The sequence below is a fragment of the Thalassolituus sp. UBA6592 genome, assembly GCF_002433655.1.
GTDB lineage: Bacteria > Pseudomonadota > Gammaproteobacteria > Pseudomonadales > Oceanobacteraceae > Venatoribacter.
Genome location: NZ_DJIO01000017.1, coordinates 5,515 through 8,629, shown reverse-complemented (window position 1 = coordinate 8,629; position 3,115 = coordinate 5,515). Strand labels below are relative to the sequence as shown.

General features: G+C 51.3%; 6 protein-coding genes. 5 read left to right on the top strand and 1 reads right to left on the bottom strand.

Annotation, left to right across the window (positions count from 1 at the left end; all coding sequences use genetic code 11):
* Nucleotides 1–168 precede the first annotated feature (168 nt).
* The 5 genes from tusD to B2Z72_RS01455 all read left to right on the top strand — a co-directional run bounded on the left by tusD (nucleotide 169) and on the right by B2Z72_RS01455 (nucleotide 2,585).
* Nucleotides 169–558, top strand: coding sequence for a sulfurtransferase complex subunit TusD (gene tusD, locus B2Z72_RS01475; protein WP_296983802.1), 390 nt, complete (start codon nucleotides 169–171; stop codon nucleotides 556–558).
* Between the two features lie 111 nt (nucleotides 559–669).
* The gene (locus tag B2Z72_RS01470; RefSeq protein WP_296983804.1) at nucleotides 670–1,017 is read left to right on the top strand and encodes a DsrE family protein; all 348 of its coding nucleotides are present in this window, start codon (nucleotides 670–672) and stop codon (nucleotides 1,015–1,017) included.
* A gap of 1 nt (nucleotide 1,018) precedes the next feature.
* Nucleotides 1,019–1,282, top strand: a complete 264-nt coding sequence (locus B2Z72_RS01465) for a DsrH/TusB family sulfur metabolism protein (RefSeq protein ID WP_296983806.1) — start codon at nucleotides 1,019–1,021, stop codon at nucleotides 1,280–1,282.
* Nucleotides 1,282–1,593, top strand: a complete 312-nt coding sequence (locus tag B2Z72_RS01460; RefSeq protein WP_296983807.1) for a TusE/DsrC/DsvC family sulfur relay protein — start codon at nucleotides 1,282–1,284, stop codon at nucleotides 1,591–1,593. The genes B2Z72_RS01465 and B2Z72_RS01460 overlap by 1 nt, the downstream gene beginning before the upstream one ends.
* Entirely contained in the window at nucleotides 1,590–2,585 is a 996-nt protein-coding gene (locus B2Z72_RS01455; RefSeq protein ID WP_296983808.1) for a glycosyl transferase family protein, read from the top strand. The genes B2Z72_RS01460 and B2Z72_RS01455 overlap by 4 nt, the downstream gene beginning before the upstream one ends.
* A gap of 72 nt (nucleotides 2,586–2,657) precedes the next feature.
* Here B2Z72_RS01455 and B2Z72_RS01450 read toward each other — a convergent pair.
* A partial coding sequence (locus B2Z72_RS01450; protein WP_297004043.1) for a methyl-accepting chemotaxis protein occupies nucleotides 2,658–3,115 on the bottom strand: 458 nt, incomplete at its 5' end.

Sequence of the window (3,115 nt, the reverse complement as noted above, 5' to 3'; positions counted from 1 at the left end):
GTGCTTTCAACCGCTCAGCCATCCCTCCGAACGCCGCGTATATTACCCAATCACAGCAGAAGGTCAACACTTTTTTTTATAAATCAATACGATACAGACTCCGGCTCCACAAAGATTGCATTCACATCAAAGGCGGATACCATAACTGCAATTAACGGAACCCTGCCCATGACTACTTATTCTCTGCTGATCAAATCCAGTCCCTATGCCACAGTTAACCACCAGGCGGCGCTGGATTTTGCCACCACCCTGCTGACTGAAGGCCATAGACTGCAGCGTGTATTTCTTTATCAGGAAGCAGTCTTCGCCGCGCTGTCAACGCAGCAGCCTGTTCAGGGGCAAATCTCAATCACACAGCAATGGCAGTCTCTGGCTACAGATGCCGGTATCCGCATTCAGGTCTGCATCGCCAATGCATTACGCCGGGGCGTCACCGACAGCGCAGAGCAACAGAGATACAATCTGCCGGCAGAGACACTGGCTGCAGGTTTTGAGCTGGCCGGACTGGGCGAAATGGCGGAAGCCTGCGCCGACTCTGATCGTGTTATTGAGTTTTGATGCTTTAGTTTTGCTGGTTTAGTTTTGCTAGGTTCGTTTGATGGTTGAATTTTGATCATTGAGCTCCGGTCGCAAAGCGGAATTCTGATTATTGATAGAACAGGTACCCAGGTGAGTAAAGTCTGCATTGTTATTGACACGCCCGCGACTCCGGATCCGGAGGCCATTGAACTGGCTCTGGCACTGGCAACGTTTGACCACGAAGTAACCCTGATTTTCACCGGGGCTGCTATAGGCTGGCTGATAAAACAGCAGGGTCCGCGTAAAGTCAGCGGCAAAACGCCCTCCAGTCTGATTAAAGCCCTCCCTATGTACGACTGCGACCAGGTGTTCTATCGGCAAGAGGATGCAGAACAGTACGGACTGAGCGATGATCTGTTATTTCCTTTTGCGCAAGCCGCAACGGACGCAGATATCTCAACCTGCATTCAACAGGCAAACCATTGTCTGAGGTTTTAATATGACTCTGCATTTTGTAATGGCACCAGACCAACAGATTCTGGATAAAATCACCCCATTACTCAGCGACGCAGACACACTGATTTTGCTTGCCGACGGCGCATACCTCACTCACGCTGCAGAAAACCGCAAGTTGCCATTCCGTGTACGCGAAAAAGATTTAACGGCTCGCGGACTCACAGCAACAGCAGAGTGCACAATCAATGATCAGCAGTGGCTTGCGCTGACGCTGGATCATGAAAAAACAATGAGCTGGGCCCGATAATGCAACCACCACTGGATAAAGACGGTTTTCTGGTTAATCTCGATGACTGGAATAAAGAAGTCGCTGAGTACCTTGCAGCCGAGGAAGGCATTTCATTAACGCCAGAGCACTGGGAGATTATCAGCGCGCTGCAGGATTTTTATCGCGAATTCGAGCTGTCGCCTGCTATGCGCCCACTGAGCAAGTACCTGAAGCAGACGCTGGGCAACGAAAAATCCGGCAGTATTTATCTGATGAAACTTTTTCCGGGCAGCCCGGCTAAGCTCGCCGCCCGCATTGCCGGATTACCCCGGCCGGAGAACTGTTTATGAGCCATATTCTGGCTGATTATGTGCGCATTCTTGCCCGTGGCAAAAACGGCAGCCGCGACATGACCTTTGATGAAGCACTATTCACCATGCAACACATGCTCAGCGGTGATGCTCTGCCAGAGCAGATCGGCGCCGTGTTTATGCTGATGCGGGTAAAAGAAGAAAGTCCGGAGGAACTCGCCGGCTTTGCCGCAGCGATTAACGAACTCTGGCCGACAGACACCCAGGCTGATTTAATCTGGCCCTCCTATGCCGGCAAGCGACGCCAGCCCTTCTGGTGTTTCCTGTCTATGTTGTTGCTCAATCAGATGGGATACCGCATTCTCGCCCACGGCACAGAATCCCATACCGCCGGACGTATTTATCTGCATCAGGTATTTGAAGCGTTTAACCTGCCCATTATCCGCCAGCGTGACGCCATTGCCTCGGCACCTTCGCTGGCTTATCTGCCCTGCTCTGTACTGAATCCGGTACTGCAGCAATGGCTTGGACTGAAAGCTGTACTCGGTGTGCGCTCGCCTATCAACACGGTTATGAAAACTCTGGCGCCTGCGGGCTGCACCAGCGTGCAGGGTGTCTTTCATCCGAATTACGGCCCGGTACATACTCAGGCCGCCGCATTGAATAAAACATCCTGCATCGTTATCAAAGGCGAAGGCGGCGAGTTTGAAGTTAATCCGGAGCGCACCTGTAAGGCGCATACCAACATTAATGGCGACGCTATTCTTAATGGAAACGCTAGGGGCATCGAAATTCCGGGGAAAGCACCACATATTGAAGGTAAATTATCGGTTCCGGATATCCAGCCGCTGGCTGATGTGTGGAATGGCGTACTGCACAATGAGTACGCGGAAGAAGCTGTATTACGTACAGCTGCACTGGCTTTGTGTGCCATCCGCAAAAGCCAGCCTTACGATGATTGCCTGCAGGAAGTTACCTCAAGCTGGCAGCAGCGAGAGCAATACGGAATTCATCTCGCAGCCAATATCTGACATTAAAAAAGCGGCCATAGCCGCTTTTTAAATGTCCAAATTATTCAGGCACTGAGCTTTCAGAAGCCGTAATTACACACGAAACTGCCCGGCAACGCTTTGCAGTGTGCCGGATATGGTCGTCAATGAGCGACTGGCCTCTTCCACTTTTTGCATGCTGTGCATGGCTTCGGAAGAGGTTTCTTTAATGCCAAGTACGTTGTCTTTAATACTTGCTGCCGCTTTCTCCTGACGCTCAGTCGCACCGGCAATCTGATTATTCATCAGCGTAATGGATTCAACTTTTTCAGTAATTGCTTGCAGACTTTCATCCGTTTTCGCTGCCTGTTCAACACTGATGCTGGCCCGGCTCTTACTTGAATCCATAACTTCCACTGCCGATTGCGCGGCACTTTCAAGTTTTTCAATAACGGCCTGAATTTCCTGGGTAGAATCCTGAGTGCGCGATGCCAGAGTGCGCACCTCATCAGCAACCACTGCAAACCCCCGACCCTGCTCACCGGCGCGGGCAGCCTCAATGGCAGCATTCA

Excerpts from the sequence above, each read along its gene's own strand:
- tusD (WP_296983802.1), top strand. The coding sequence starts at position 169 with ATGACTACTTATTCTCTGCTGATCAAATCCAGTCCCTATGCCACAGTT.
- B2Z72_RS01465 (WP_296983806.1), top strand. The coding sequence starts at position 1,019 with ATGACTCTGCATTTTGTAATGGCACCAGACCAACAGATTCTGGATAAA.
- B2Z72_RS01455 (WP_296983808.1), top strand. The coding sequence starts at position 1,590 with ATGAGCCATATTCTGGCTGATTATGTGCGCATTCTTGCCCGTGGCAAA.
- B2Z72_RS01460 (WP_296983807.1), top strand. The coding sequence starts at position 1,282 with ATGCAACCACCACTGGATAAAGACGGTTTTCTGGTTAATCTCGATGAC.